Raw genomic sequence first — 26,270 nt, forward strand, 5'->3', positions numbered from 1 at the left:
GAGGCCACGTGCGGACCACGTGGACCAGCGGGGGACCAAACCGTGCAAGCTTCGCGTCGTGCCCCCGCCCGGGGCAACCGATTTTCTCGCGGTGCGGCGGTCAGACGACGGGCCGGGTCGCCCTCTCCAGCTCGATGAGCGCCGAGTGGTAGTGCCGCCCGGTCGCCCGGTCCATTCCGATCTCGCACATCCGGTTCGCCGACAGATACGCGTCGTACTCCCTGCTCCCGACCTCGGCCGCCTCCTTGGCGGTCGCCGAGTCGGTGAGCTCCTTGTGCAACAGACCCCGGTCACCGGCGAAGGCGCAGCAGCCCGCGTCGTCCGGGACGACGACCTCCTCGGCGCACGCCTCGGCAACCGCGCGCAGATGTGCGGTGTCCCCGAGATGTTCCATCGAGCAGGTCGGGTGCAGGACGGCGGATCGCCTGCGGCGGAACACCGTCAGCGAGGGAAGCAGTTCCTCGGCCGCCCAGACGAGGGAGTCGACCACCGTCAGCTCCCGGTGCAGGGCCCGGTTGTCCTCGGTGAGATACGGCACCACCTCGTGCGCGAGTCCCAGGGTGCAGGACGAGGCGTCGACCACCAGCGGCAGCGCGCCCCCGGAGGTCCAGCCCCAGGCCGCCTCCACGACGCGGTTGGCCATGAGCGTGTTCGCCGCGTCGTAGCCCTTGGAGTGCCAGATCGTCGCGCAGCAGGTCCCCCTGACGTCATCCGGGATCCAGACGGGCCTGGCCGCCCGCGCGGAGAGGAAGACGACGGCCTCCGCGAGCGACAGCGCCCCCGCGTCCTCGGGACCGGCGAAGATGCGGTTCACGCAGGCCGGGTAGTAGACGGCACGGGCGCCCGCCCGGGAGGTGGGCGGCAGCGTGCGGGACGCGGCGCCGGGGATCCCGGGCAGCCACTCCGGCACCAGATCGGGGCGTACGGCTCTGCGGGCGGTCCTCGTCGCGGACCCGAGGAGCGCGTCGCCGGCCCTGCGGGACACGGCGGCCGCCACGCCGACCGCCAGTCGGGCCGATGCCTCGACGGCCTTGAAGTGCCGTGCCGTCAGGACCGCCATCCGCTCCTCCCGCGTGCTGTGCCGGCGATGACGGAAGTCCTTCATCATCGCCCCGGTGTCGATGCCCACCGGACAGGCGAGTTTGCAGGTGGAGTCCCCCGCGCAGGTGTCCACCGCGTCGTAGCCGTAGGCGTCCAGCAGCTCCGTACCGACGGGTGAGCCGTCCGGCTGACGCAGCATCTCCCGGCGCAGCACGATGCGTTGGCGGGGCGTCGTGGTGAGGTCCTCGCTGGGGCAGGTGGGTTCGCAGAACCCGCACTCGATGCACGGGTCGGCGACGGGCTCCACCCCGGGGATCGTCTTGAGCCCGCGCAGATGGGCCTTCGGATCGCGGTCGAGAACGATGCGCGGCGCCAGCACCCCGCCCGGATCGATGGCCCGCTTCGTACGCCACATGAGCTCCGTGGCGACGGGGCCCCACTCCCTCTCCAGGAACGGGGCGATGTTGCGGCCGGTCGCGTGCTCCGCCTTGAGCGACCCGTCGAAACGGTCGACGACGAGGGTGCAGAACTCGTCCATGAACGCGGCGTACCTGGCGACGTCGTCGGGCTTCGCCGCGTCGAAGGCGAGCAGGAAGTGCAGATTCCCGTGGGCCGCGTGACCTGCCACGGCGGCGTCGAAACCGTGGACGGACTGGAGGGCGAGCAACGCCTCGCAGGCCTCCGACAGCCGGGACGGCGGTACGGCGAAGTCCTCCGTGATCAGGGTCGTGCCCGCCGGGCGCGAGCCTCCGACCGCGGTGACGAACGCCTTGCGTGCGCTCCAGTAGCCGGAGACGGTGCCGGGGTCCCGGGTGAAGCGGTTGGTGACGGAGACCGCCGGGACCACGAGGTCGAGATCCGCGACGACGGAGGCGGCCGCCCGCTCGCAGGCCGTCAGGGCGCTCTCGTCCGGGGCGCGGAACTCCACCAGCAGGGCCGTCGTGCCCTCCGGGAGCCCCGCCCAGTCGGAGGGCACGCCGGCGACCCTGACCGAGGCACGCAGCGTGTTGCCGTCCATCAGCTCCACGGCGACGGCACCGGCCCCGTTGAACTTCGGCACGGCGGCCGCCGCGGAGACGAGGGAGGGGAAGAACAGCAGCGCGGACGCCACATGCCGGTCGAGCGGAAGGGTGTCGAAGACGACCTCGGAGATGAAGCCGAAGGTGCCCTCGGAGCCGACCATGAGACCACGGAGGATCTCCACGGGCGTCGATCCGTCGAGGAACGCGTCGAGACGATAGCCGTTGGTGTTCTTGATCTCGTACTTGGCGCGGATCCGCGCCGTGAGCCGCTCGTCGGACTCGATCTCCGCCTTCAGCGCCAGGAGGTCGGCGCACAGGCGCGGCTCGGCGTGCCGCAGCAGCTCGTCCGCGTCCGCCTCACCGGTGTCGACCACCGTGCCGCTCGGCAGGACGAAGGTCAGGGAGGACACGGTGCGATACGAATTCCTGGTGGTTCCCGCGGTCATCCCGGAGGCGTTGTTCGCCACGACACCGCCCACGGTGCAGGCGATGGCACTGGCAGGGTCCGGGCCCAGGATCCGGCCGTGCCGGGCGAGGGCAGCATTCGCCCGCAGGACGGTGGTCCCGGGCCGGATCCTGGCCCGGGATCCGCCGTCCAGGACCTCGACCCCCGTCCAGTGGCGGCGCACGTCCACGAGGATGTCCTCTCCCTGTGCCTGGCCGTTGAGGCTGGTGCCGGCGGCCCGGAAGACGACACTGCGACCGTGCCCGTGGGCGTAGGAGAGGATCGCCGAGACGTCGTCGAGGTTCTCGGGGACGAGCACGACCTGGGGAAGGAAGCGGTACGGGCTGGCGTCGGAGGCGTACCGCACGAGGTCGGAGACCTTCCACAGCACCTTCTCGGGACCGAGCAGCGCGGTCAGGCCGGCCCGGAGGTCCGCCGGTGTCCCGGACGCTTTCCAGCCGGGCACCCGATCGGGCGACGGGGTCCGCCCACCACCGGGGCGGAGGGCTTCCGGCTTCGGCTCCAGCAGTGGCATGGCGGGTCCCCTCGACGGCGCGGGCGCGGGTGTCGCACCGCGTGTCTCAGCAGCGGCGGCGCTCCGGCATTCCGTCGACCAGAGCGGTCAGGAGTCCGCCGAGCACCTCGCGCTGATCGGCGGTCAACGGAGCCAGGATCTCCTCCGCGGCGGCCTTGCGCGCGGCGCGCATCGAGCGGAGGACGGCCCGGCCCTCCTCCGTGATCTCGATGCGGACCACCCTGCGGTTGGTCGGGTCCGGCGCACGCCGCACCCGGCCGCTCGCCTCCAGGCCGTCCACGAGGGTGGTCACGGCCCGGGGGACGACGTCCAGCTTCTCGGCCAGGTCGGCCATGCGGGGTGGCCCGTCGTAGTGAGCGGTCGTGCGCAGCAGGCGGAACTGGGCCGGAGTGATGCCGATCGGCTCCAGCTGCCGGCTCTGGATGCGCTGAAGGCGGCGCGTGAGCCTCAGCAGCTGTTCGGCCAGCATGCCGTCGGAGTCGGGGGATTCCATGGGGGAACAATATCAGGACGTGGTTCATTGTGTACAGAGGTAACAATGAGCTAGGCTCTCCATCCGGCCCCCACCGCGGCTTCCGGGACATGCGCGCCGTGTCCGCCCCGCCACGCGGGCCCGAAGCCCGACCCCTCCCCACGCACGCTCTCGAAGGAGCCCATGAAACCCGACGAACCCACCTGGACACCCTCCGCCGCCGAAGCAGGGCAGCCGCCCGCCGAGCTGCGCCGCATCTTCCGGCTGTTCCGCCCCTACCGCGGCAGACTCGCCGTGGTCGCACTCCTGGTCGGCGCGTCCTCCCTGGTGTCGGTCGCCTCGCCCTTCCTCCTCCGCGAGATCCTGGACACCGCGATCCCTCAGGGGCGCACGGGCCTGCTGACGCTGCTCGCCCTCGGCATGATCCTCACCGCGGTGATGAACAGCGTCTTCGGCGTCCTGCAGACCCTCATCTCCACGACCGTCGGCCAGCGCGTCATGCACGACCTGCGCACCGCCGTCTACACACAGCTGCAGCGGATGCCGCTCGCCTTCTTCACCAAGACCCGCACGGGCGAGGTGCAGTCGCGCATCGCCAACGACATCGGCGGGATGCAGGCGACGGTCACCTCCACCGCGACCTCTCTCGTCTCCAACCTCACCGCGGTCATCGCCACCGTGGTCGCCATGCTCGCCCTGGACTGGCGGCTCACCGTCGTCTCGCTGCTGCTCCTGCCCGTCTTCGTCTGGATCAGCCGCCGCGTGGGCCGGGAGCGCAAGAAGATCACCACCCAGCGCCAGCGGCAGATGGCCGCCATGGCCGCCACCGTCACCGAATCGCTCTCGGTGAGCGGCATCCTGCTCGGCCGCACCATGGGCCGGTCGGACTCCCTCACCAAGACCTTCACCGAGGAGTCGGAGCGCCTGGTCGACCTCGAAGTCCGCTCCAACATGGCCGGGCGCTGGCGGATGTCGACGATCGGGATCGTGATGGCGGCCATGCCCGCCGTCATCTACTGGGCGGCGGGGCTCACCCTCCAGTCGGGCACCCCCGGCGTCTCCATCGGGACGCTCGTCGCCTTCGTCTCGCTCCAGCAAGGGCTGTTCCGCCCCGCCGTGAGCCTGCTCTCCACCGGCGTGCAGATGCAGACGTCCCTCGCCCTGTTCGCCCGCATCTTCGAGTACCTCGACCTGAAGGTGGACATCACCGAACCCGACAAGCCGGTCCGCCTGGAACACATCCGTGGCGAGGTCGCCTTCGAGGACGTCACCTTCAGCTACGACGAGAAGAGCGGCCCCACCCTGAGCGGCATCGACGTGACCGTCCCGGCCGGAAGCAGCCTGGCCGTCGTCGGTCCCACCGGATCGGGCAAGTCCACCCTCAGCTACCTGGTGCCGCGCCTGTACGACGTCACGGGCGGCCGCGTCACGATCGACGGCGTCGACGTGCGCGACCTCGACTTCGAGACCCTCGCCCGCGCCGTGGGAGTGGTCTCCCAGGAGACCTACCTCTTCCACGCGTCGGTCGCCGAGAACCTCCGCTTCGCCAAGCCGGACGCCACCGACGAGGAGATCGAGGCCGCTGCCCGGGCCGCGCAGATCCACGAGCACATCGCCGGCCTGCCCGACGGCTACGACACCCTCGTGGGGGAGCGCGGCTACCGCTTCTCGGGTGGCGAGAAGCAGCGCCTGGCGATCGCCAGGACGATTCTCCGGAACCCGCCCGTACTGATCCTCGACGAGGCGACCAGCGCCCTCGACACCCGCACCGAACACGCCGTACAGCAGGCCATCGACGCCCTGTCCGAAGGCCGCACCACACTCACCATCGCGCACCGGCTGTCCACGGTCCGGGACGCGGACCAGATCATGGTGCTGGACGACGGCCGCGCGGCGGAGCGGGGCACGCATGAGGAACTGCTCGCCGAGGACGGCCGCTACGCCGCCCTGATCCGCCGCGACAGCAACGCGACCGCACCCGCTGCCGCCGTCTGAGCACCCGAGCCGGCCGCAGGCCCGGGCGTCGGGGTGGTCAGTTCAGGGCCGGAGCGCCGTCCAGCAGCCGGGTGACCGAGCGGGCGGCGGCCCGACCGGCCCGATTGGCGCCGACGGTGCTGGCGGACGGGCCGTAGCCGACGAGATGAACGCGTGTGTCCCGTGCGGCCCGTGTCTCCTCTACGCGGATGCCGCCACCGGGCTCGCGGAGCTTCAGCGGCGCCAGGTGGTCGACGGCGGCGCGGAAGCCGGTCGCCCAGAGGATCACGTCGGCGCGGACCGACCGGCCGTCCGACCAGGCCACTCCGTCCGGAGTGATCCGCTCGAACATCGGGAGCCGGTCCAGGATCCCCCGCTCGCGGGCACGCCTTACGGCGTCGTTGAGCGGCAGGCCGGTCACGCTGACCACGCTCTGCGGCGGAAGTCCCCGGCGTACGCGCTCGTCCACCATGGCCACGGCGGCCCGGCCCGCGTCCTCGCCGAAGGGTCCCTCCCGGAACACCGGGGGCCGACGAGTCACCCAGAACGTCTCCTCGGCCACGTCCGCGATCTCCATCAGGTGCTGCGTCCCCGACGCGCCACCGCCGACCACCACCACCCGCAGGCCGGCGAACTCGGCGGGCCCCGGATAGTCGGCGGTGTGCAGCTGCCTGCCGAGAAAGGAATCCTGGCCGGGATAGCGGGGCCAGAAGGGGCGGTCCCATGTGCCGGTGGCGTTGATCAGTGCACGCGTCGAGTATGTGCCTTCGGAGGTCTCGACCCGCAGACGTCCGCCGTCGCCCTCGCGTACGGCGCTCACGTCGACGGGCCGGTGCACCCGCAGGCCGAACCGTCGCTCGTAGGCGTCGAAGTACTCCCCGATGACCTCGGACGAGGGCCTGCTCCCGTCGGCGCCGGTGAGTTCGAGGCCCGGCAGCGAGTGCATGCCGTGCACCTTGCCGTAGGTGAGCGAGGGCCAGCGGAACTGCCAGGCGCCGCCGGGGTGCGGCGCGTGATCGAGCACCTCGAAGTCCCGGCCGGGCTCCAGTCCGCTGCGGCGCAGGTGATACGCGGCGGACAGCCCGGCCTGACCGGCGCCGATGACGATCACGTCCAGCTCGCGCATCCCGATATCGTTCACGCTTCTACCAACCGAGGGGGAGGCCCGCGTCTTCCCGGAGCTCCAGCCGTCCTGCCGGGAGCCTTCCGGGGGGCCTTCGGGGATCCCTCCGGGCCTTTCTGATCTTTCCGGTGGGCGGCCCGCCCGCCGCGGGCAGACGTGCGCCCCGTCCCGGGAGAATGGGGCCATGCCCGACACTTTTGCCACACACGTACTCAGCGTCACCACGGGACGGACCGAGACGGTCACGGATCTGACCGAGGACTGTGCCCAGTTCCTCGCCCGCTCGGCCCCCGGCCGGGACGGCCTGCTCAACATCTTCGTACCCCACGCCACTGCCGGGATCGCGATCCTGGAGACGGGCGCCGGCAGCGACGACGACCTCCTCACCGCCCTGCAGGACCTGCTCCCGGCCGACGAGCGCTGGCGCCACCGCCACGGCACCCCGGGCCACGGTCGCGACCACGTGCTCCCGGCCCTGGTGCCACCACACGCGACTCTGCCGGTGATCGGGGGACGGCTGGAGCTCGGGACGTGGCAGTCCGTGTGTCTGGTGGACACCAACATCTCGAATCACAACCGTCAGGTGCGGTTGAGCTTTTTCGGCTGACCCAGATCGTTCAGCTGGGGGTGCCGCCGATTCTCCGTACTGTGCGTGCGCGAACGGAAAGAATCTTGCACGGTACGACCCCACATGTGATCGAACGACCCTACGACGGATGCGGTAAATGCCTGCTCGGTGTGCGGCGCCTGTCGCGCGTGAAGCTGGCGACGTCGTCCCCTGAGCGCCAGCGGGAGAACGTCCTCACAGCCGCAGCGTCCGTGGGCGCGCACATCATCGGCTGGGCCGACGACTGGGAGGTCGCGGGCGCCGCCGACCCTGTGTCCCGTCTGGGTGCGTGTGGGCGGGGGTGGGCGGCGTCGGGCGCTCGGCGCTTTGGTCCGCCTGTTCCGCGCTCTGGGCGGGCCAGTCGCCCACGGGTGGTGCGGGTGGGGCTACAAGGGGAGGTGCGGGGGTCGGCTGCCCGGCTCGTACAGGGCCGGTGCAGGGGTCGGGCCGGGCAGCCGGAGGGGACGTGCGTCAGCTCGTCGAGGGGTTGACGGTGAGGGTGGCCGTGTTGTTCGTCAGGTCGGGGTCGAAGGTGCGGACGGCGGGTTCGTAGGCGTCGTTGTAGATGGCGGCGCGGGCGGTGGCGTTCGGGATGACCTCGTCGATGTGGAGAGTGAAGGGGAAGGTGTGGGTGGCGGGCTTGCCGGATTCGGTGAGGTAGATGGGGGTGTTGCAGCGGTAGCGGGTCTCGGACTGGGACCAGCAGGCGTCGGGGGCGGAGGTCACCGAGGTGCCGGCGGGGATGTTGATGTCGACGGTCGCGGCGGGTTCGCCCGCGCCGAGGGAGGCGACCCAGGCGGGGCCCGCGTTGTGGACGGTGACGGTGGCGGGGACGGTGTCGCCGGCCGCGCCGGAGACGGTGGAGGCGGTCAGCCGGTAGTCAGCCTGGTTGACGGTCTTCACCGTGAAGCTGCGGTACGGCTGGAGCTCGTCGGAGGGGGCGGCGGCCGGGGTGAGGTTCAGCTCCGGGCCGGCGCCCGGGGTGAAGGCGCGGCCGGCGCGGGCCTCGGCGAGCGCCTGCTCGGAATAGGGCTGCGCCGAATAGTCGACGCGGTCGAAGAGGGCCATGTCCTTGGTGCGGAACTTCAGCGGGAGGGAGTGGTACGAGCCCGGAGTCGTCCGCTCGTCCAGGATGCAGAGGAACGTGCGGCCGGTGACGGCGTTCGTGGACTCGCAGTTGGAGGGGACGGACATGCCGAGGCGGATGCCGCGGGAGGTGAAGACGGTGAGCAGGGTGCGGTCGGCGGTGCGGTTGCCCTGGTTGCCGAGGACGACGGAGGAGTCGAAGGGCTGGTCGGGTGCCATGCCGCTGCGGTACTCGGCCTGGGTGAGGCCGAGCGCGGGGCCGTCGTTGACGGCGACGTAGGTCTCGCCCGGGTAGGCGTTCATGCCGCCGGCCTGGGCGGTGTAGCGGACGTAGCCGTCGTTGCCGTCGGTGGCGCCCGGCTTCGTGGTCAGGCCGATCCTCGCGGCGGGGGCGTTGGCGCCGCCGGGGAGTTCGGGGGTGGTGCAGACGGCGGTGGTCTCGTCCTCCGGGCGGCAGTTTGCAGGCCAGGTGACCTCGGCGAACGAGGCGACTCCGGAGGCGTCGACGGTGAGCGTGCCGGCCGGGACGGTGGTCGTCGTGTTGTCGTGGCTGATCTGCACGGTCAGCGACTGCGACAGTGCGGGGGAGCCGTCCTCGGACGGGCCCGCGAGGGTGATCTCGTACGGGTCGGACCAGAGCCACAGGGCGTCGGAGGCGGTTGCGGCCGCGGCGGGGGCCGCGGCCGGGCCGGTGACGGCGGCGAGCGCGCCGAGTGCGGCGGCGGAGGCGATGAGCGTCTTCTTCACTGGGATCAAGACAGCGGAGATTGGCGGATGGTTGTACGGGGGAGGAGGGCCGGTTTCAGTCCGCCGGGTCGGCTGTGCGGTGGTCGAGGATGCCCGAGCGGGCGATGAGGTAGCCGAGTTGGGCGCGGCTGCCGCTGCCGAGGGCGGCGGAGAGTTTGGCTATGTGACCGCGGCAGGTGCGGACCTTTATGCCGAGGCGGCGGGCGATCGCTTCGTCGACGCGGCCCTCGACGAGGAGGTGGGCGATGGCCGGCTGGGTGCCGGTGATCCCGTTGGGGCGGGTCCCGTGGGGGGATTCCTCGGACCAGGGGGTGGCCAGGCGAGAGCGCGGCGATGGCCGACAGGATTTGCGCGACCGAACGCCGCAGGCAGCACCTCACCGCCGCCTGGGCCCCACCCCGTTGACCATGATTCCGGCCTCCGCGGTTGGATACCTAACGATGATCTACCTGCGAACGTCTCGAATCACCCCCGTCAGGTGCGGTTGAGCTTCTTCGGGTAGGGCTGTCGCGCTGGAGATTGTGGCGAGGGCTGTCCTCGCAGATGAAGCCACTCAGCGGGAGGACTGCGGAACCTGGGTGTCGGAGGGCCCTGCCACGCTTATGGACTCCGCCGAAGCGGGCGCCGAGTTGGACGTCGAGTATCCAGGCGGCGGACGACCTGCCCGGGCATCGGTCCCGCGCCCCGCCGGCCGTTGGGAGGTCCGTGCCGTCAACACCGAAGCGGATGAGGAGTACTGGGTCCGCCTGGTCCAGCTCTTGCCCATGGGGCTTTCGCCGCAGCCCGGCGCACCTGGGTAGATGGCCCGCAGCAGGGAAGGCCGAGGACCGCTTCCTCGTCTCGAGGGCGGGCGAGCGGGGACAGGGCGACAGGGTACCCGGTGTTCACGAGGGGGTCGGCGGCGGGCGGCATCGACGAGGCGGTTCCAGCGGGCTACTTGGCGTCGCGCCGCCGGCGGGCGCGCTCGAACTCGGCAGTGTCCGACATCCACGGGCCGAGCGGCCCGAGTGAGGCGCACCCGCCGCGGACGAAGGCGCTCACCAGGGTGCGGTACCCGTCGATCCCGTCGACCAGGCTGTACTCGACCCGGTACTCCGGCTCCGACTCGCCTCCGCCCTCGTGCACCGTCGTGATCCGGGCGATGGAGTCCGCGTAGAAGTGGAGCTGGATCCCTTCGCCCATCTTCTGGTCCTCGATGGTGAACACCTCGTTGTCCGCGGCGGACCGGTCGCCCACGAACTCCCAGAACTCGGCCGCGGCGGAGCGCGGGCCGTCCTGGATCCACTTCTTCTCGACGCCCTTGTCGTCGGTGAAGGACAGGACGGTCTTCCTCGCGGTCCCGCCGGAGCCGACGTGGTCGCCCGCGGACTCCTCGTCGTCGTCCATGGGCGCGCTCCTTGAGCGGTCCGTGGCTTCCGAGCACATCAGAAAGCTCACGGTACGCACCGCGTCATCGACGAGTTCAGGATGTGCACGGTGCACGGCCGCGTCGACCGCCGTCGCCATCCGCTCCCAGTCACGCTTGCTCGTCGCGCGCTTCCCCCGGCGCGGATCGCGGCCGATGCGCATTCCCGCGCACGCCTGCTGGGCGGTGGCGATCACACGCATGACTTCCGGCAGCAGCGCGGGGTCGACGGCATCGGGCATTCGCTTCGGAAGCGTCGCGCCGTGCAGGTACTGGCCCGTGTACCGCAGTACGGCGGCGTCGAGTGGGCCGAGCACGGTTCCGCGCTCGGCGCGACGCCGGTTCGCGTGGTGCTCCTGAGCCCGCTTCTCGTCGGACGTCTCCGTAGCCGCGCCCATCGCCGCGCTGACCTGACCGCGCGTGAGCAGGTCAATGTCGGCCCCGTGCGCGATGAGCCGCCCCCTGTCCCACGGGATGCGCCGGAAGAGCGCGTCGACGTCCGCGGGCGCCGAGAGGAGGATCGGGTCCAGGAGCGCCACAGCAGCGTTCTCGTCGAGCCGGCCCCGGGTTCCGGCGGCGTCGCACAGCGGAAGGACCGCACTCCACAGCAGCAGGTGTCTGGCCAGGTCCTCCCGGATCACCGCGAGATGGGCCTGCTCGATCGGGAACGTGAACGTGCGAGGCTCGTGGTTGGCGTCGGCCCCGGCACCGAGCGTCAGCTTCAGTTCACCGGCCTCGCGGATCACGGTCGGGGTCCAGCCGCTGCCGCGAGTGAAAACCATGTCTCCCATGGACTCAGTCTTTCCCCTCAGAAGACGCGGGCGAGCCCTGCCCGCACCGATGTGACCTGCCGCTTTCGTGCTGCACCCAAGCCGCCCGGAGCGAGCAGCCCGTCATGACCAGGTCAGATGTGGAAACCGCCCTTCAAGAAGGCCCCGTACAGGAGGACTTCCAGGAGGACTTCGATCCGGTTCCGATCCGCAGCACCTGTTCACGACCACCGTTCCAACTCGGCGTCGAGACGCGTGTCGGTGCGCACCCAGACTTCGCCGTCGGCGGCCTCGGCCGGGGGATCGACCCGTTTCATACCGAGGAATTCGATCAACTTGAGCAGTTCGGCTCGTTCAGCTCTGTCATCGTCGACGTCGTGCGAGTCGAAGAAGACGTAGTACTGGTCGCTCGCATCCACGACGCCTGAATCAGCCCAGATCCGGGCGACTGCTTCGATTGCCGCGGCTTCGGTCGTGATCGTGGCGGCGCGGGTGGCACCGCGAGTCTCCGGTGGCGCGTCGAGGTCCGCGAGGTCCGAGAACCACTGGCCGAAGTGGTCGAGGCCGGCATATCCGTTCTCGAAGAACAGCATCGCGCTCGGCAGGTAGCGATTGGCCCTGTCGATCCGGAGGTACTCCGACCGCGGCCGCCCCGTCGCCTCGATCCGGGCGATCGCACCTCGACCGGGCATGAGCACCAAGCTCTGGCCCGCCGGTTCATCCTCGATCGTGTAGGTGTCAGCGGCTCGATTCCGGAAGAACGTGGAGAACGCTGTGTACGCTTCCTGCGGATCGCCTACGGAGACCTGCTGGTCGTTGCCGTCTCCGACGGTGAAGACGAACCGCCTCGGTCCGGGGACGTAAGGGCGAGACACACGTGTCCTTCCTTCGGGTGCGATATCCCCACCAGCGTAGTCGCGTCAGAACAGGCGGACGGATCCGCCGTTCATCGCCGACTCATCGCCGGGAGAGGCGGCGGCCACCCGGAGACGCGGGCCCGTGCGCCGCTGGAATGATCGGCGCGCTCACGCCCAACTACGTCCAGGACACGGCGAAACCGCCGGCTTGCGCGTCCCTCCCGTAACCCCCGAGAGCCCCGAGAACCCCCGAGAACCCCGAGACGGCACAGGATGACCCGGCCCGCACGCGGCGGCCGTCGTTCGCCGTCCGGGGCGGTGCCTCCCGATGCCGGAAACCCGGGACGCCGGCTCTCCCGGTGCCGATGCCCCACCCCCACCGGCGCGTGCAACCCGGTATCCGCAACAGCAATCCCGGGAGCACCACCCGGTGCTCCGTGCGCAGAACCCTAAAAGGCCACAGGAGTCACACGAGTAACATCCATATAATTAAGCCCCCTACGCATCATCCGGAATGACGGCGACCGCGTTTGGATCCGGTGGTGCCGGGTAACCGGGCGGCCCCGCGGGCAATGGATCGAAAAATCGTTCAGGGAACCCTTGCAACTTCCTCACATCCCGACCTAATGTCATGCCTGCACAGGCCGACCGACCATGTGTCGGGCTTCGTTTTCGCAAGGCGCCGGACGGAAAACCCCGTCCGGCGTAAGTGATTTCGGAACGAACGGGACGGTTCACTTGAGCATATCGGGGACGCGGCGGGCCTCCGTTCGTTTCGCCCACATGAATTCTGGGCAACTCGTCGACCGGTCTCAATTCATCGGTTCAGCGGCCATAGACCGGACATGGGCGTGGGGTGGTTCCCGCGGTGCCGGGGTCCGGGTGTGTGTCATCGACAGCGGTGTGACACCGGACCATCCGGAGGTGGGCCCCCTGCTGGGGGGTGCGTACACCGTTCAGCGCGTCGCACCCGACGGCGCCGGTCCGGGTGCCGGTTCTCCGGGGGAGTACCGGCTGGTCCCCGACCTCGAAGGCGATGCCGCCGGCCATGGCACGGCCTGCGCGGCGATCATCCACCGGGTTGCCCCCGAGGCCGCGCTGACCAGCGTCCGGATCCTGGGGCCGGGCCTCGGCGGGGACGGGAACGCCCTGTTGGAGGCGCTGCGCTGGGCGGTCGCCGAACGCTTCCACGTGATCAACCTCAGCCTGTCCTCCCGCAAGGAGGACTTCAGGGCCATGCTCCACGAAATCGCCGACGAGGCGTACTTCAGCCGGGTGGCGATCGTGGCCGCGGCCCACAACAGTCCGGTGCGCAGCTTTCCCTGGACGTTCCCTTCGGTGATCTCCGTCGGCTCGCACGAGAGCGAGGACACCGAGCGCCTCGAAGTCAGTTCCGATCCGCCGGTCGAATTCTTCGCCGCGGGTGTGAAGATTGAGGTTCCGTGGACGAACGGGTCGAGTTCGCGGCTTTCCGGGAACAGTTTCGCCACACCTCATGTGAGTGGCTTCGTCGCTCGTATCCTCGGTAAACATCCGAATCTTCCGGTGAGCGAGATAAAACACGTGCTTGCTTCATTGTCCGACAACCTTTTCGACACCGACGACTCAGCGGAAGGAGCCGGGAATGACGCCATCGGGGAATGACGCCCTTTCTTCCCGGACGCCGGGCGGCACCCCGTTGTCCCGGCGCGACGAGATCCTGCGTTCGACGGTGCGGTTGGCGCGGCTGGTGTTCGCCGCTCCCGCGTCCTCGATCTTCCTTCACGATCCGGTCGCGGGCTCCCTGGTGCTGGAGGCGACCTCGGATCCGCAGGAGGATCACCTGCTGGGCTGGGCGATCCCCGACTACAGCGGGATCGCCGGCTGGGTGTTCCAGAGCGGGGAGGCGGTGATCGCCGACGATCTGGACAACCACCCGCAGTTCAACCGGGAGTTCGCCGCCTCCACCGGACTGGTACCGAAGACGATCATCGCCGCGCCGCTGGAGACCGCGGGGTCGGTCTTCGGGATCATGGAGGTCCTCGACCCCGATCTGGGCCCCCGCGGCGAGGCGGCGGTCATCGAGCTGGTGTCGGAGCTCGCCCGTCAGTGTTCTGCCGCCCTCGCCGTCATGGGGGATTCGTCCGGCCCGCCGGCGCCGCACGCGGCGGCCGCCGAGCGGCTGACGACGCTGGTCGGCGAGCTGGCCCGCTCCGACGATCCCGACGCCGAACGAGTCCTGACCTCCCTCGAGGAGATCGCCGCCGTCCTCGCCCGTGCGAAGGGGTGACCGCGGATGCATCTGCTGGAGATCGGCGCGCGCCGCAGTGTTCCGGCCGCCGGCGTCTACCTGGCCCTGACCCGTCGGTGCCCGCTGTCGTGCGCGCACTGTTCCACGGACTCCTCGCTCAGCAGCGAGCAGCACCCCGAGACCCCGTTCCGCAGGCTGGTGGAGTCCTTCGATCCGGAGACCCGGCCCGATCTGCTGCTGATGTCCGGCGGTGAGGCGCTCCTGCGCGCGGGGCTGGTGGCTGACCTGGCACGGACCGCGCGGGCGGTGGGCACCCGGTCGTACGTGCTGTCGGGCATGTGGTTCGCGCGGGAGGGACGCCGACTGCCGTCGGCGGTCCGTGCGGCCGTCCGGGAGGTCGATCACTTCGCCGCGAGCCTGGACGAGTTCCACGAACGCGAGGTGAGCCGCGCCGAGGTCTTCCGTGCGATGCACCTGATCCGGGAGATCGTGCCGGGCGTCAGCTTCCAGATCACCGGCCGCAACGACGACGACCCCTATCTCACGGGCCTGATCGCCGATGTGCGGCGGGAGTTCGACGATCAGGTGCCGATCCTGGTCGGCACGCTCAGCGCGATCGGCCGCGGCCGGAACCTGGCGGGGCTGGCACCCTCCGCACCGACGTCCGGCCTGCCGGTGGCGGCGGTGGACCCGTGCGACCGGGTGACCTGGCCGCTGGTGACGTACGACGGCACGGTGTACGCGTGCTGCAACCAGGATCTTGTGGAGCGGCGGCAGCCCGAGCATCTGATCCTCGGTCACGCGGGACGCCAGTCATGGCCGGAGCTGCGCGAACTCTTCCTGGAACGGGAGATGTTCCGGGCCTTGCGGGCGCTGGGCCCGAGCTACGTCGCCGGCCGGTTCTCCGAGGGCGCCTGCGACAAGGGAATGTGCGGCAACTGCGTCGGGCTGGCCGGTGACCGGAAGGCCGCGGTGCGCCTGGAGGCGTATCTGCGGACGGACAGCGGCCGGCTGCTGGAGCGGACCGCCCGGGAGGTCGTCGAGCGGCAGGACGCGACCGCGTTCTCCACCCGTCGCTCGCGGCACGGGGATCTGGTGGCTCTGGGATCGGAGGAGGGGCATGGAACGCCGGCTCACACTCGCTGAAACCGAGACCGCCCGCCGCACCACCGGCGAATCGATTCTGCTCTACATCACCGACCAGTGTCCTGTCGGTTGCGCGCACTGCTCGGTGGACGCGCGCGCCGACGGCGGACGGGTCGTGGACTGGGACGTCTTCCGGGATGTCGTCGCCGGCATCCGGGAGCTGCCCGGACTGCGGTCGGTCGCCGTCTCCGGGGGCGAACCGTTCGCGGAGCAGCGGGCGTTGCCGTACGCGATCGGGGAGTTCGCCGCCGCCGGGCTGGAGACCGTCGTCTTCACCAGCGGCTACTGGGCGCGCGAGAACGGCGGTGCCCCTGCCTGGGTGCGCCGGGTGCTGCCCCTGATCTCGACCGTCTTCCTCAGCACCGACGGCTTCCACCAGGGCGGTGTCTCCGGTGCCCGGTTCGTCTCCGCGCTGCGGGCGGTCCGCGACGCGGGGAGCCACATCGTGGTCCAGGCCCTGGACGAGGGCGACGGCGCCCGTGACGCCGAGGCACTGCTGGACACCGCGTTCGGACCGGACTGGGGCCGGTGGGCGGAGACCAAGCTCATCACCCCGCTTCGATACGGCCGCGGCTCCGGGGTGTTCGCCATCAGGCGCCTGCACGCGGCCGATGCGCTGGCGGCGTGCTCGCTGCTGGGCTCGCCGACCGTGCGTTACGACGGGGTGGCGATCCCCTGCTGCAACGAGGCGCTGATCACCGGCCACGGTCCGGCCGAGCTGCGGACCGCCGTGCGCGGTCCCGCGGATGTCGCCGCGGCACTGTCCGGGTTCCGGCAGGACGCGCTGTTGACGGTCATGGGAAGCGTCGGCCCCGGCGGGGCGGCTCGGCTGCCCGGTTTCGAGGCACTGGGCGAGGGCCGCTTCGAGAACGTGTGCGGCGGCTGCTGGAAGGCGTACGACATCGCCCGCACCTCGCCGACGGCCGCACGGGCCGTGCGGGCGCTGGGCGGAATGCTGGCGACAACCGACGAGACGTCCGGGAGGGGATGACCGGTGGAGGATCAGTCGCGGTCCCGCAGGCTCCAGCAGAAGATCGGCCTGCTGATGCCCGCTGTCGATGCCGCGTCCCGGCGTATGTGGACGCACCCGCACAGCGACCGCATGTACGTGGAGTGGCTCAAGACCCTGCACGGCACGATCCGTGCGACGGTGCCGCTCATGCTGGCCGCCACCGAGCAGTGCGTGGCCCGGCAGGGCGACCCGGTCGCGGACATGCTCGGCCGTTACCTGTCCAAGCACATCCGCGAGGAGTACGGGCACGACCAGTGGGTCGCCGACGACCTCGTGGTGGCCGGCGGGACCCCGGCCGAGCTGTGGTCGGCGGTTCCCGGCCCGGCCGTCGCCTCGCTGGTGGGGTCGCAGTACTACTGGCTGCGGCACGTCCATCCGATCGCCCTGGTGGGCCACATCGCGGTGCTGGAGGGGAATCCTCCCGGTCCCGGGCTGGCCGCGGACCTGGCGTCGCGCACCGGGCTGCCGGAGGACGCCTTCCGCACCATCGCGCGTCACTCGCACCTGGACGTGCAGCACCGCGACGACGTCCTGAGGCTGGTGGACAGGCTTCCGCTCGACGCGGCACAGGAGGACCTGCTGGGACTCAGCGCGCTGCACACCCTGCGAGGGCTGATCGAGGTGATGGAGGCCGTCGCGGACCGCGTGGAGGCGGACGTCCCCGTGGCCGTGGCCGGATGAGACGGCCGGGAACACCGGGACTGTTACGCGGCAGGGACTTCCGGCTGCTCTTCGGCGGATCGGTCGTGTCGGGCCTGGGGGACTGGCTGGACCAGGTCGCGCTGCTGGTGCTGGTCACCACGGTCTGGCACGGAGGTGCGGGCGGTCTCGCGCTGATAGTCAGCGCGGCCATGCTGCCTCTGCTCGCCGGCCCGTTCCTGGCGGTTCTGACGGACCGCAGACCGTCCCGGCAGACGCTGCTGCTGACGGACGGCGCCCAGGCCGTGCTGACCCTCGGGCTGGTGGTGGCGCCCGGGACCTACTGGGCCGCCGCACTGATCCTGGCGCGTTCGACGCTGGGCTCGGTCAGCAACATCGCCGGCCAGATCCAGCTACGGGCGACGGTCGAGCCGCGCGACATCCCCTCGGCCACGGTGCTGCTGCAGACGGCGATGCAGTCGGTGAAGATTCTCGGTCCGGCGCTGGGCGGACTGCTCGTCGTCTTCCTCTCGCCACGCGCGATTTTCGCGATGAACGCCTTCACCTTTCTTTTCGCGGTGATGTGCGCATGGGCTCTGCGCAGCACATCACGGCCTTCCGTGAAGAATGGAACGAATTACTTCACGGAACTCAGGGAAGGTTTCTCCCACGTCTTCGGATCGCGTGTCCTGAGATCCCTGCTGTTCGTCATGTGCTGCCTCATGTTCGTCGTGTTCCTCTACGACTCCATGGCCGCCCTGATCGTGCCGGCGCTGGGGATGGGGCCGTCGTACATCGGCTACATGGTGTCCGCCGTCGGCGTCGGTGGTGTGGTGGGATCCCTGCTCATGGGGAAGCTGGTCGCGCGGGTGAAGCCCTTCGTGACCATGGCGTGGTCGATTCTGATCATCGGCTGCATCATCGCTTCGATCGGAATATCAATTGTTCGCGAAATGCGTATTGACGCGGCCGTCTGGCTCTGTGCTATTTTCCTTCTGGGGGTAGCGAGCGCCGGAATCCTGGTCACCTTTCCGAGTGTGGTGCACGCGGAAACCCCGGTGGAACTCACCGGCCGGGTATGGGCACTCATGAGTTCCGTGCCCGCTCTGCTCAACGTACTGGCGCCGCCCCTCGCGGCATTCTTCGTCACCTGGTTCGGAATCGGCCCGCTGCTGCTGGCCGCGGGCGCGGCGCTGCTGCTGACCGCCACGGCGGTGAGGGCGCGGCTCGGCGACGTACCCCGTGTCGCCGGGCACGACGAGACCGGCACGCAGGACGCCACACCCGAACCGGCCACCGCGCCGGGCGCCCCGACCACTCCGAGCAGCGCGCAGGACGCCCCGGCCGACCCGGTCGCGGAGTCCGGACACGAGCACGCAGGCACCACGTCCCCTCTGCCCGCACCCGACCGCGGTGAGCACCCGCCCGCGGTCGTGCGGGACACCGGCCGGCCCACGGGCGCGGCCCCTCACACTCCCGGCGCTCCGCGCCGGGGTCCGGTAGTCCCGCGCGGCAGGCGCGCGGAATTCCCCAAGGAGGACAGCATGAGCGAGAAGATCGACAAGCTGGCAGCGGCGGGTTTCGTCGTCACCGAGGCCAACGCGGCCCAGCAGGAAGTCCTGAAGTCCCTCAGCGACGAGGAGATCGGCGTTCTTCTGAGCGTCAAGTCCCGCGTCGAGGCAGCCGGTTCGGATGTCGAGGGCCACGTCGTCTCCGACCCCAGCGGCGGCTACCTCTGGTAGTGCACCGTGCCTCGCCGGGCATGCCCCGGCGACGACGGTAACCGGCCCCCCGGCGGCCTCACGCCGCCGGCGGGCCTCGCACCACTCCGGTGCGGGACCGGGTGGTGCGCGGCGGAGCAGCGTCGCGCACCATCCGGTCGTCCCCTTGAGCGAACAGGCAGGAGAGCATGAGCGGTCCCGACCGCCCGGCCGAGTCCACGCGTGCGTGCTCGGACTGCGGCCTGCGCCATCCCCCAGCGGCCCGCTTCTGCATGGCCTGCGGCACCGAACTGACCCGGCCCGGCCCACCGCCGGGCGGCCTGCGCTTCGTCTCCGTCGTGTTCTGCGACGTCGTGGGCTCCACGAACCTGGCGACCACGCTGGAACCCGACCGCTGGGCCGCGGTGCTGGACGGCTACTTCACCCGGGTCGGCGCCCTGGTGGAGGAACACGGCGGCAAGGTGGAGAAGTTCATCGGCGACGCCGTGGTCGCCGCCTTCGGCATGGACGGGCACGGCGAGGCCGCCGCTGCCGCCGCGGTGGCAGCCGCGGCCGCCATCGTCCGAGGCACCCGCACGTACGCGGCGGAGCTGGGCGAACTCCTCACGGGAGACTTCCCCGTACGTGCCGCCGTCGCCTCCGGGCACGTCGCCGTCAGCGCCCGCACCTCGAGTTTCGTCATCGGGTCGGTGCTCAACCGGGCGGCGAGACTGCAGCAGTACGCACCCGACGACGGTGTGATCGTCGATCTCGCCACCCGTCTCCAACTCCCCGACGACGTGCCGCTCCACGCACTGGAGCCCGTCGCGGCCAAGGGGTTCGAGCAGGCGGTGCCCGCCTGGGTGCTCGGAACCGCCGTCGCCGCGCCCCGCCCGGGGGACAGTCCGCTGCTCGGCCGGGACACGCTCGTCGGCGAACTCGCCGACGCCGTCTCGGAGGCCCTGGCGTCGCCGGCACCCCGGCTGATCGCCGTGGACGGTGCGTCCGGCGTGGGAAAGAGCCGGCTGGTCGCCGAGGCGCTCGACCGCTGCCCCGGCCATGCCACGGCTCTGCTGTCCTGCCCGTCCCCGGGATCCGGGCTCGGCCTGCTGGCCTGCTACCTCCTCCAGGAAGGGCTGGAGCAGGCCGCCGAGGCGCAGAGGGCCCGCGTCGAGATCACCGCTCACGTCACCGGGCTGTCCAGCCGGGCCGAGCGCGCCGTGATGCAGGACCGCGGCGAGCTCGCCCGCGCTCTCGGCCGCGCGCTGGCACTCTTCCGGGGCCCGCGCCCGCTGGTGCTGATCATCGAGCGCGCGGAGTGGATACCGGATGTCCTCACCGACGTACTCGACGAGCTGTGCGCGGCCGGTGCCCCTCGGACCGCCGTCGTCGTGGTCGGTGTCACCACTCCGCCCGCGCCGGACGGGCACACCGCGCACCGGCTGACCGTGCCGCCGCTGTCCGCGCAGGACGCCCAGCGGCTCGCGGAGCGGCTGATGGCGGAGCGTCAGCAACGGACGGCCGTATCCGCCGCCGAGTTGTCCGCCGCCGGTGCGCGTGCGGCGGGGGCCGCCGCGCAGATCGCCGAGCGGGCCGGCGGCAATCCGCTCTACATCGAGCAGATGGTGGCCCTCCGCAGTTTCGGGCAGGAGGACGACGACTGGGTCCCGCCCAGCGCGCACGCCGCTCTCGGTGCCCGGCTGGACCGGCTCACCCCGCAATCACGCGAGTTGCTGACGCTGTTGTCCGCCGCCGGGCGCGACCTCACCCTGGAGGACCTGGGCACGCTGATGCCCCACGCCCAGGTCGCCACGGCGGCGGCGGCTCTTGACGAGGCGGGCCTGCTGGCCAGGGCGGAAGCGCGCCGGGGCCGGCTGGCGCCGGCCTATCCGGTGGTCGCCGAAGTCGCGGTGCGGCGCATGACGCTCGCCGAGACCGCCGCCGTCCACACCCGTCTCGCGCAGGCCGTGGAGCCCGTCGCGCTGAGACGCCCCGCCGTCGCCGAACTCCTCGCAGGGCACTGGGAATCCGTGCACACCGCGCTGCGAGGGGTGGAGCCGGGCTCGGAGCGGACCACCGCAGCGGCAGCCGCCACCGTACGCGCGCTCGCCGCGGCCGCCCGGTTCGCGCTCTCCAGGGGCCGCCCCGAACTCGTGCTCGGCCTCACCGGGCGGGCCCGGCGTCTGACCCCTCCGGACAGCCCCGACGTCTGGGACGCGGACGTCCTGGAGGCCTACGCGCTCGGCAGCCGGGGCATGCCCTCGGACGCGCTGGAACGCGTCCGACGCGTCCTGGAGGCCGACCCCGGCAGCGTCCCCCCGGCAGCGGGCATCCACGCCCGGCTGAACGCCCTGTACGCCGGCACCTACGTCAACGGCGCCGCCCCCGACGCGTCGGACGACCCGCGTCACCTCGCCGCGGCCGCTGCCGACGACCCCGAGGCGAGAGCCGGGGCGCACCTGTACGCCGGTCTGCAGGCGCTGCGTTCGGGCGACCACCCCGCCGCCGAGCACCAACTGCGCGCGGCGCTGGGGGCGGCCGAGGCCGCACCTCAGTGCCTGGGCCGTACGGAGATCTACGCGAACCTCGCGATGGCCCTGGTCAACGGGGACACACCGGTCCCGGCGGCGCTGGCGGACTGCGAGCGTCTGCACCGCGAAGTCGCCGGTTCGCGTCTGCTGTCCGCCGCCGTCGCCGTACCGCTGGCCCTGGTACGGCACATGGCCGGTGACGCCGCAGGCGCGGACGCCGCCATCGACCAGGCCGAGGAGGCGCTGCGCGAGCTCGGACAGAGCACCGGGGTCGCCACGATCACCGGCTCGCGCGCGGTCCTGGCCGCCCGGTCCGGCGACTGGGCGGCGGCGGCCCGGTGGTCCGCACTCCAGGGCGAGCGGTGCGACGCGCTGGGCATGGCCCAGCAGGCTCATCTGGCGCGGCTGCAGGCCGAGTCGGCGCTGATCATCGGCGGAGGGCCCCCGGCGGTCGGCCATGGATCCGCGGCGGTCGGCGGGGAGCCCCTCAGGGACGATCCCGGGCCGGATCTCACCGAGCCGACGGCGGGGCCGGCCCGGGCATGGGCCGAACACGCCGTCGTCCTCCAGGCCCGCGCCGCCCGGTCCCTGTCGGCGGACGACCCGCTCACCGCGGCCCGGTACCTGGACGCCGTCCTCGACCACCTCGCACGGGTACGCGGCAGCGGTGCGTTGATCAGCCCGCTGCTGTGCGCCGCCCACCTCGCCCGTCGCATCGCGCCGGGGCCCGTCGCCCGGCGGGCCCTGGACGCCCTGCGGCACTCGGTCGACCACAAGCAGGACCGCGGCATACGGCTTCCCGGGCCGAAGCGTTGACCGGCCCTCGGAGCCGACGGCCACACCGGGGCCCGAGGGACCCGAGGCCGAGGAGCACCTGAGCCCCGAGGAACACGAGGCCGAGAGCACCAGGGCCCCGCCTGCCCGTACCGCCGAACCCGCCCCTGACCACGTACCTCCAGAAAGCAGCCGCCGTGCGCGTTCTCCTGCTGTACGCAAACCCCCACCAGGTGCTGCCCGTCAGTCCTTACGGGCTGGAGGTCATCCGCGCCGCCGTGGCGGACGCCGCGCTGCCCGTCGAGACCACCGTGTGCAACCCGTTCCTCGAGTCCCTCGACCCCCACGCGCGCCTCCTGGACGTCCTGGACCGCACCCGGCCCGACCTGGTCGCGATGTCCGTGCGCAACATCGACAACGCGGTGGTCGCCTGCGACCCGCTGCCCGGCCCCGACGGGCGCTGGATCGACGTCGTCGACTACCTGGAGCCCATCGCCGGTCTCACCGCCGTGCTCCGCGCCTGGAACCCCCACCTGCCCGTCGTGGCCGGCGGCGCCGCCTTCACCTCGTGCCCCGTCGAGGTGATGGACCGGCTCGGCCTCGACTTCGGCCTCACCGGACCCGCGGAGGCCGGATTCACCTCTCTGCTGCGGACGCTGGTGCACGGCGACCCCCGCCACCTGCGGCGCCTCACCGCCGAAGCCGTCGCCGCGCTTCCGGGCGGCCTGGTCCGTACCGCCGACGGCACCGTCCACACCGGACCGCGGTCCCGGAACGACGTACTGTCCCGGCCGTCGACGGCACTGCCGGAGATCGCCCCGGAGTACGTGCTCTTCTCCAAGGCGCGGGGCATCCCCACCGCACTGCGCTCCCACGCGGGCTGCCCGTTGCGCTGCTCGTACTGCATCGACCCCGTCAACATGGGGCGGGTGGACGCACGCCCCGCGGCGGCCGTCGCCGCCGAGGCCACCCACTACGTGGAACGGTACGGACTCACTCACTTCCACCTGGCCGCCCCGGAAGTGAACCTGCCCTACGAGCGCGCGCTGAGCGACGTGTGCCGGGCGCTGGCGGAGAGCCGGTACGGCGAGACGATCAGCTGGCACGGCTACTTCAACGTCAAACCGTTCTCCGCCGACCTGATGGACGCCCTGACCCGGTCCCACTGCGTCCGCCCCAGCTTCTCCGTCGACGCCTTCGACGACCGCATGCTGCGCGGCCACCACAAGAACTACCGGCTGCGCGACATCGAGGACACCTTCGGACTCCTGCTGCGCCGCCGGCCGCCGTGGATGCAGGTACAGGTGGGCGTGCTGTTCGGGCAGCCGGGCGAGTCGGCCGCGACCCTGGAGAACGCGATCGGCCACATCCGCCGGCTGGCCGACCGGGGGGTGTCCGTGGCCTACTCCTGCGGGCTCCGCGTGTATCCGCACACCCCTCTCGCCCGCTCACCGCTCCCACTCCGGCATCTGTACCGGGCGTACGGCCCGGTCGCCGCGACCGAAGCCGCCGGACGGGCGGGCGCTCCCGCACCGGTGGACGCCACGCGTGTGGTCCCGCCCGCCGAACTGCTCACCCCGCTCGTGTACTGCGAACCCATGCCACCGCGCGAACTGGCCGCCTACCTCGCGGACCGCTTCGCCGACTGCCCGAACGTCGGCTTCATCGACGAGGGTCCGGTGAAGGAAGCACGCATGCCCTCGTGGCTGCGCCCGCTGAACGTGGCCACCTGGCATCTGGCCAACGGCCGTCCCACAGAGGCTGCGGGGATGGCGCGACGGGTGCTCGCCGACGGCGACGAGCTCGGGATCCGGATGGCACAACGCCTGTTCCAGGAGGCCGCGGCGGCACCCGCCACCGTCGGCGCCGGGCCGCTGGCGCCCTCGGTGGCCGAGTGACGGGCCGCCTGCCCCCGGGCACGAACCCACATGACACCGCGCCACCTCTACCGAACCCGCGTCCACCGGAGGCATCGTGCAACTGACGCACCACACAACCGATTTCGCCGTCTTCGACGACTTCCTCGCCCCCGACGCGGCGGCCTTTCTGTGGCACCGGCTTCGCGACGAGGAGTTCCACTTCGTCCACGCCCGCCGCGACGGCGCGTGGAACAAGGTGTACGGACTGCTGGACGGCAGCCCGCTCAGCGGCCCGGGCACCATCAACGACCCGGACGGTCACTTCACCGGACGCTTCCCCGACCACGCGAACCACCCGACGGGGGGCGCGACCGACTCCGTGGTGAAGCAGATCGAGGAGGCGCGGCCGGAACTCCTGCCCTGGACAGGCCGATTCGGCGAGGACTGGCACGCCTTCACCAGCCGGCCCTTCCTCTACCCCCAGGGCAGCGGACTGGCCTGGCACGACGACTCCGGGAACCGGGCCGCTTCGTACGTCTACTACGCACACCCCGAGTGGCAGCCCTCCTGGGGAGCGGAACTCCTGGTCAGCCCCGCCCCGTCGGAGGACCTGGACCCCGAGCGCCGCCACGCCCACCTGACCCGCAGCCCCGGCCAGTACGTCGCCCCGCTGCCCAACCGCCTGGTGGTCATCCGGTCCGGTGTCCCTCACATGATCAAGAAGGTCGAGCCGCACGCGGGGGACCGGCTGCGGGCGTCCGTCGCGGGCTTCTTCCTCCGCCGGCCGGCGGTGCGTTGACCGATCCGCCGCCTGCCACGCGCACTCCCGGGCGGCCAGAACGGATGCGGCCGGTCCCACCGCTCTCATCGGATTCCCTCGGCTCAAACGGCCCGGCCTGAACCCAACACGCCATCCACACGTGGATAACGTGAGAAGCAATGCGAGCCCCCTCCTTCGTCGTGCTGCCCACCGCGCTCGCCGATTCCGGCGCATGCCCTGCTGCGCGCGCCGAATGGCTGGTTCCTCGCAGTTCGAAGGGCGGCTGACGCGGTAAAGGGACTTCCTTTATGCGTAGTTGACAGCCAGTCAGGCAAGCTGATTAGCTTGACGAGTCAATGATATGCGTCGTGTGCATTGCGTGATTCGCAGTTTGCGCTCCGGCGTCGAATGAAGGAAGTACGTTGCTCGGTACTCGCGCGAAGCGTTTTGGTATCTCTGTCCTGCTGTTCGGCACCTCGCTGACCGGCGTTGCGGCGGGGTCCGTCTCTGCGTCGGCCTCTCCCGCCGGAATTCAGAACCTCTACCAGTATCAGGATTTCTCGACCAAGTCGGCCTGCGACTCCGAGGCGAAGAAGAAGAATCTGGAGCACTACGGAAACTACTACGGAAACGGGGACGAGTACTTCTACTGCGCGTACGAGCCGAAGGGTATCTATGCACTGTGGTGGAGGCGCTACGTGTGAGCACGATGTGCCCCCGGGGTGGGGAAGGCTGAATGGCGCGTCGCCCGGAGCCGGGTCATCTCACGGGCCTCTTCAGCAGGCCGGTTCTGTGCGGGATCGGAGGTCTCGAACAGTGGCCGTGTCCGGCAGTGATGGAAAGCCGACCTTCCTCACCCGGGGCCGGCACCGGGCTCGCACGGCGCACTGCCGCAGCGAGTCCGGAGTTCACTCCGGAGCGTCCTCCGAACAGATGCCGAGACCGCTTCGGGGCGATTCCGGCACGCGATGCTGCTCGCAGTGCGCCGCGCCGAGATCAGCGAGCAGGGGCGTGGGCGACGCCGGTGGGCCGATGCCTTCGCCCGGTCCTCGGCCCCCGGTCAGCGGCGGCCTGCGGCGAGGATGACAAGGAACTGGCCGCCGCCCGGCTCGACGCCGGCGGTCAGCCGCAACTCCGGTACCAGCCGGGAGAACCGGTCCACCAGCCAGTCCGCGGTCTCCTCGGCGTCCCGCCGGGTCGGACAACGGCCCACCATCTCGCGGCCCCCCTTGCGCTCCAGCCTCCCGGCAACAGTGATCAGCGGTGCCGGTTCAACCACGTACAGGTGGTCCGGCCAGGGGATGACCACCTTGACCGCACCCTTGCGGGTGTTGCAGGCGCGGTGCGCGAGCCGCTCGGCGACCTTGGCCTTCCGGTCGGCGGTCCGGCTGTCGACGCTCGGCCCCCGCGGGTCGTTCACCGACTCCTCGGGGTCGACCGCTTCGTCGCACACCCAGCATCGCCAGCCGTCGCGCTCTGCCACATCATCAAGGAGACTCATCCGAGCAAACTAGCCTGCCCGGCCGCCGTTCCGG

20 protein-coding genes and 1 pseudogene are annotated in these 26,270 nt (G+C 71.1%); 13 read left to right on the top strand and 8 right to left on the bottom strand.

The annotated features are described in order from the left end of the window. Nucleotides 1–100: 100 nt before the first annotated feature. Complete coding sequence (locus ACFYY2_RS30115) at nucleotides 101–3,043, bottom strand: FAD-binding and (Fe-S)-binding domain-containing protein (RefSeq protein ID WP_388748826.1); 2,943 nt, start codon at nucleotides 3,041–3,043, stop codon at nucleotides 101–103. Between the two features lie 46 nt (nucleotides 3,044–3,089). After that, nucleotides 3,090–3,536, bottom strand: coding sequence for a MarR family winged helix-turn-helix transcriptional regulator (locus ACFYY2_RS30120; RefSeq protein WP_388748828.1), 447 nt, complete (start codon nucleotides 3,534–3,536; stop codon nucleotides 3,090–3,092). A 162-nt stretch (nucleotides 3,537–3,698) separates the two neighbouring features. Between ACFYY2_RS30120 and ACFYY2_RS30125 the strand changes: the two genes are divergently transcribed. Then, the gene (locus ACFYY2_RS30125; RefSeq protein ID WP_388748830.1) at nucleotides 3,699–5,510 is read left to right on the top strand and encodes an ABC transporter ATP-binding protein; all 1,812 of its coding nucleotides are present in this window, start codon (nucleotides 3,699–3,701) and stop codon (nucleotides 5,508–5,510) included. A gap of 37 nt (nucleotides 5,511–5,547) precedes the next feature. Here the strand turns inward: ACFYY2_RS30125 and ACFYY2_RS30130 are convergent, their stop codons facing one another. Continuing rightward, the gene (locus tag ACFYY2_RS30130; protein WP_388748833.1) at nucleotides 5,548–6,615 is read right to left on the bottom strand and encodes an NAD(P)-binding domain-containing protein; all 1,068 of its coding nucleotides are present in this window, start codon (nucleotides 6,613–6,615) and stop codon (nucleotides 5,548–5,550) included. Between the two features lie 181 nt (nucleotides 6,616–6,796). Between ACFYY2_RS30130 and ACFYY2_RS30135 the strand changes: the two genes are divergently transcribed. Then, a complete protein-coding gene (locus tag ACFYY2_RS30135; protein ID WP_388748836.1) occupies nucleotides 6,797–7,219 on the top strand; it encodes a secondary thiamine-phosphate synthase enzyme YjbQ in 423 nt (140 codons plus the stop codon). 471 nt (nucleotides 7,220–7,690) lie between these two features. Here the strand turns inward: ACFYY2_RS30135 and ACFYY2_RS30140 are convergent, their stop codons facing one another. After that, complete coding sequence (locus ACFYY2_RS30140; RefSeq protein ID WP_388748838.1) at nucleotides 7,691–9,052, bottom strand: hypothetical protein; 1,362 nt, start codon at nucleotides 9,050–9,052, stop codon at nucleotides 7,691–7,693. A gap of 55 nt (nucleotides 9,053–9,107) precedes the next feature. Next, nucleotides 9,108–9,371: pseudogene (locus ACFYY2_RS30145) on the bottom strand (helix-turn-helix transcriptional regulator); the annotation flags it as partial. A gap of 202 nt (nucleotides 9,372–9,573) precedes the next feature. Between ACFYY2_RS30145 and ACFYY2_RS30150 the strand changes: the two are divergent. After that, nucleotides 9,574–9,852, top strand: coding sequence for an Imm21 family immunity protein (locus ACFYY2_RS30150; protein ID WP_388748840.1), 279 nt, complete (start codon nucleotides 9,574–9,576; stop codon nucleotides 9,850–9,852). Nucleotides 9,853–9,985: 133 nt separating this feature from the next. On the opposite strand, the gene ACFYY2_RS30155 is transcribed toward ACFYY2_RS30150, so the two are convergent. Continuing rightward, nucleotides 9,986–11,248 carry a DUF6357 family protein gene (locus ACFYY2_RS30155; RefSeq protein ID WP_388748842.1) on the bottom strand — a complete coding sequence of 421 codons (1,263 nt, stop codon included), beginning with the start codon at nucleotides 11,246–11,248 and terminating at the stop codon, nucleotides 9,986–9,988. Between the two features lie 200 nt (nucleotides 11,249–11,448). Next, nucleotides 11,449–12,102 carry a DUF6357 family protein gene (locus ACFYY2_RS30160; protein WP_388748844.1) on the bottom strand — a complete coding sequence of 218 codons (654 nt, stop codon included), beginning with the start codon at nucleotides 12,100–12,102 and terminating at the stop codon, nucleotides 11,449–11,451. A gap of 765 nt (nucleotides 12,103–12,867) precedes the next feature. Between ACFYY2_RS30160 and ACFYY2_RS30165 the strand changes: the two genes are divergently transcribed. The 10 genes from ACFYY2_RS30165 to ACFYY2_RS30210 all read left to right on the top strand — a co-directional run bounded on the left by ACFYY2_RS30165 (nucleotide 12,868) and on the right by ACFYY2_RS30210 (nucleotide 25,439). Continuing rightward, on the top strand, nucleotides 12,868–13,728 hold the full coding sequence (locus ACFYY2_RS30165) for a S8 family serine peptidase (protein WP_388748955.1): 861 nt from the start codon (nucleotides 12,868–12,870) through the stop codon (nucleotides 13,726–13,728). After that, entirely contained in the window at nucleotides 13,709–14,353 is a 645-nt protein-coding gene (locus ACFYY2_RS30170; RefSeq protein ID WP_388748846.1) for a GAF domain-containing protein, read from the top strand. Before ACFYY2_RS30165 ends, ACFYY2_RS30170 begins: the two co-directional genes overlap by 20 nt. A 6-nt stretch (nucleotides 14,354–14,359) precedes the next feature. Further along, the gene (locus ACFYY2_RS30175) at nucleotides 14,360–15,460 is read left to right on the top strand and encodes a radical SAM protein (RefSeq protein ID WP_388748848.1); all 1,101 of its coding nucleotides are present in this window, start codon (nucleotides 14,360–14,362) and stop codon (nucleotides 15,458–15,460) included. Beyond that, nucleotides 15,435–16,451: a radical SAM protein gene (locus ACFYY2_RS30180; protein WP_388748850.1), complete on the top strand. Its 1,017-nt coding sequence runs from the start codon at nucleotides 15,435–15,437 to the stop codon at nucleotides 16,449–16,451. Before ACFYY2_RS30175 ends, ACFYY2_RS30180 begins: the two co-directional genes overlap by 26 nt. A 3-nt stretch (nucleotides 16,452–16,454) precedes the next feature. Next, nucleotides 16,455–17,153 carry an iron-containing redox enzyme family protein gene (locus tag ACFYY2_RS30185; RefSeq protein WP_388748852.1) on the top strand — a complete coding sequence of 233 codons (699 nt, stop codon included), beginning with the start codon at nucleotides 16,455–16,457 and terminating at the stop codon, nucleotides 17,151–17,153. Further along, complete coding sequence (locus ACFYY2_RS30190; RefSeq protein ID WP_388748854.1) at nucleotides 17,150–18,853, top strand: MFS transporter; 1,704 nt, start codon at nucleotides 17,150–17,152, stop codon at nucleotides 18,851–18,853. Before ACFYY2_RS30185 ends, ACFYY2_RS30190 begins: the two co-directional genes overlap by 4 nt. A 167-nt stretch (nucleotides 18,854–19,020) precedes the next feature. Further along, the gene (locus tag ACFYY2_RS30195) at nucleotides 19,021–22,158 is read left to right on the top strand and encodes an AAA family ATPase (RefSeq protein ID WP_388748856.1); all 3,138 of its coding nucleotides are present in this window, start codon (nucleotides 19,021–19,023) and stop codon (nucleotides 22,156–22,158) included. A 155-nt stretch (nucleotides 22,159–22,313) separates the two neighbouring features. Next, nucleotides 22,314–24,014: a B12-binding domain-containing radical SAM protein gene (locus tag ACFYY2_RS30200; RefSeq protein WP_388748858.1), complete on the top strand. Its 1,701-nt coding sequence runs from the start codon at nucleotides 22,314–22,316 to the stop codon at nucleotides 24,012–24,014. Between the two features lie 76 nt (nucleotides 24,015–24,090). After that, nucleotides 24,091–24,774: a 2OG-Fe(II) oxygenase gene (locus tag ACFYY2_RS30205; RefSeq protein ID WP_388748860.1), complete on the top strand. Its 684-nt coding sequence runs from the start codon at nucleotides 24,091–24,093 to the stop codon at nucleotides 24,772–24,774. Between the two features lie 383 nt (nucleotides 24,775–25,157). Beyond that, a complete protein-coding gene (locus ACFYY2_RS30210; protein WP_388748862.1) occupies nucleotides 25,158–25,439 on the top strand; it encodes a hypothetical protein in 282 nt (93 codons plus the stop codon). Between the two features lie 356 nt (nucleotides 25,440–25,795). On the opposite strand, the gene ACFYY2_RS30215 is transcribed toward ACFYY2_RS30210, so the two are convergent. Further along, nucleotides 25,796–26,236, bottom strand: a complete 441-nt coding sequence (locus tag ACFYY2_RS30215; protein WP_388748864.1) for a hypothetical protein — start codon at nucleotides 26,234–26,236, stop codon at nucleotides 25,796–25,798. Between the last annotated feature and the right edge of the window lie 34 nt (nucleotides 26,237–26,270).

This window comes from Streptomyces sp. NPDC001822 (genome assembly GCF_042892135.1).
Taxonomy (GTDB): domain Bacteria; phylum Actinomycetota; class Actinomycetes; order Streptomycetales; family Streptomycetaceae; genus Streptomyces.

Coding starts and splice junctions, on each gene's coding strand:
- ACFYY2_RS30125 (WP_388748830.1), top strand. CDS start 3,699: ATGAAACCCGACGAACCCACCTGGACACCCTCCGCCGCCGAAGCAGGG.
- ACFYY2_RS30135 (WP_388748836.1), top strand. CDS start 6,797: ATGCCCGACACTTTTGCCACACACGTACTCAGCGTCACCACGGGACGG.
- ACFYY2_RS30180 (WP_388748850.1), top strand. CDS start 15,435: ATGGAACGCCGGCTCACACTCGCTGAAACCGAGACCGCCCGCCGCACC.
- ACFYY2_RS30155 (WP_388748842.1), bottom strand. CDS start 11,248: ATGGGAGACATGGTTTTCACTCGCGGCAGCGGCTGGACCCCGACCGTG.
- ACFYY2_RS30115 (WP_388748826.1), bottom strand. CDS start 3,043: ATGCCACTGCTGGAGCCGAAGCCGGAAGCCCTCCGCCCCGGTGGTGGG.
- ACFYY2_RS30190 (WP_388748854.1), top strand. CDS start 17,150: ATGAGACGGCCGGGAACACCGGGACTGTTACGCGGCAGGGACTTCCGG.
- ACFYY2_RS30195 (WP_388748856.1), top strand. CDS start 19,021: ATGAGCGGTCCCGACCGCCCGGCCGAGTCCACGCGTGCGTGCTCGGAC.
- ACFYY2_RS30215 (WP_388748864.1), bottom strand. CDS start 26,236: ATGAGTCTCCTTGATGATGTGGCAGAGCGCGACGGCTGGCGATGCTGG.
- ACFYY2_RS30170 (WP_388748846.1), top strand. CDS start 13,709: ATGACGCCATCGGGGAATGACGCCCTTTCTTCCCGGACGCCGGGCGGC.
- ACFYY2_RS30165 (WP_388748955.1), top strand. CDS start 12,868: ATGAATTCTGGGCAACTCGTCGACCGGTCTCAATTCATCGGTTCAGCG.
- ACFYY2_RS30130 (WP_388748833.1), bottom strand. CDS start 6,615: ATGCGCGAGCTGGACGTGATCGTCATCGGCGCCGGTCAGGCCGGGCTG.
- ACFYY2_RS30120 (WP_388748828.1), bottom strand. CDS start 3,536: ATGGAATCCCCCGACTCCGACGGCATGCTGGCCGAACAGCTGCTGAGG.
- ACFYY2_RS30175 (WP_388748848.1), top strand. CDS start 14,360: ATGCATCTGCTGGAGATCGGCGCGCGCCGCAGTGTTCCGGCCGCCGGC.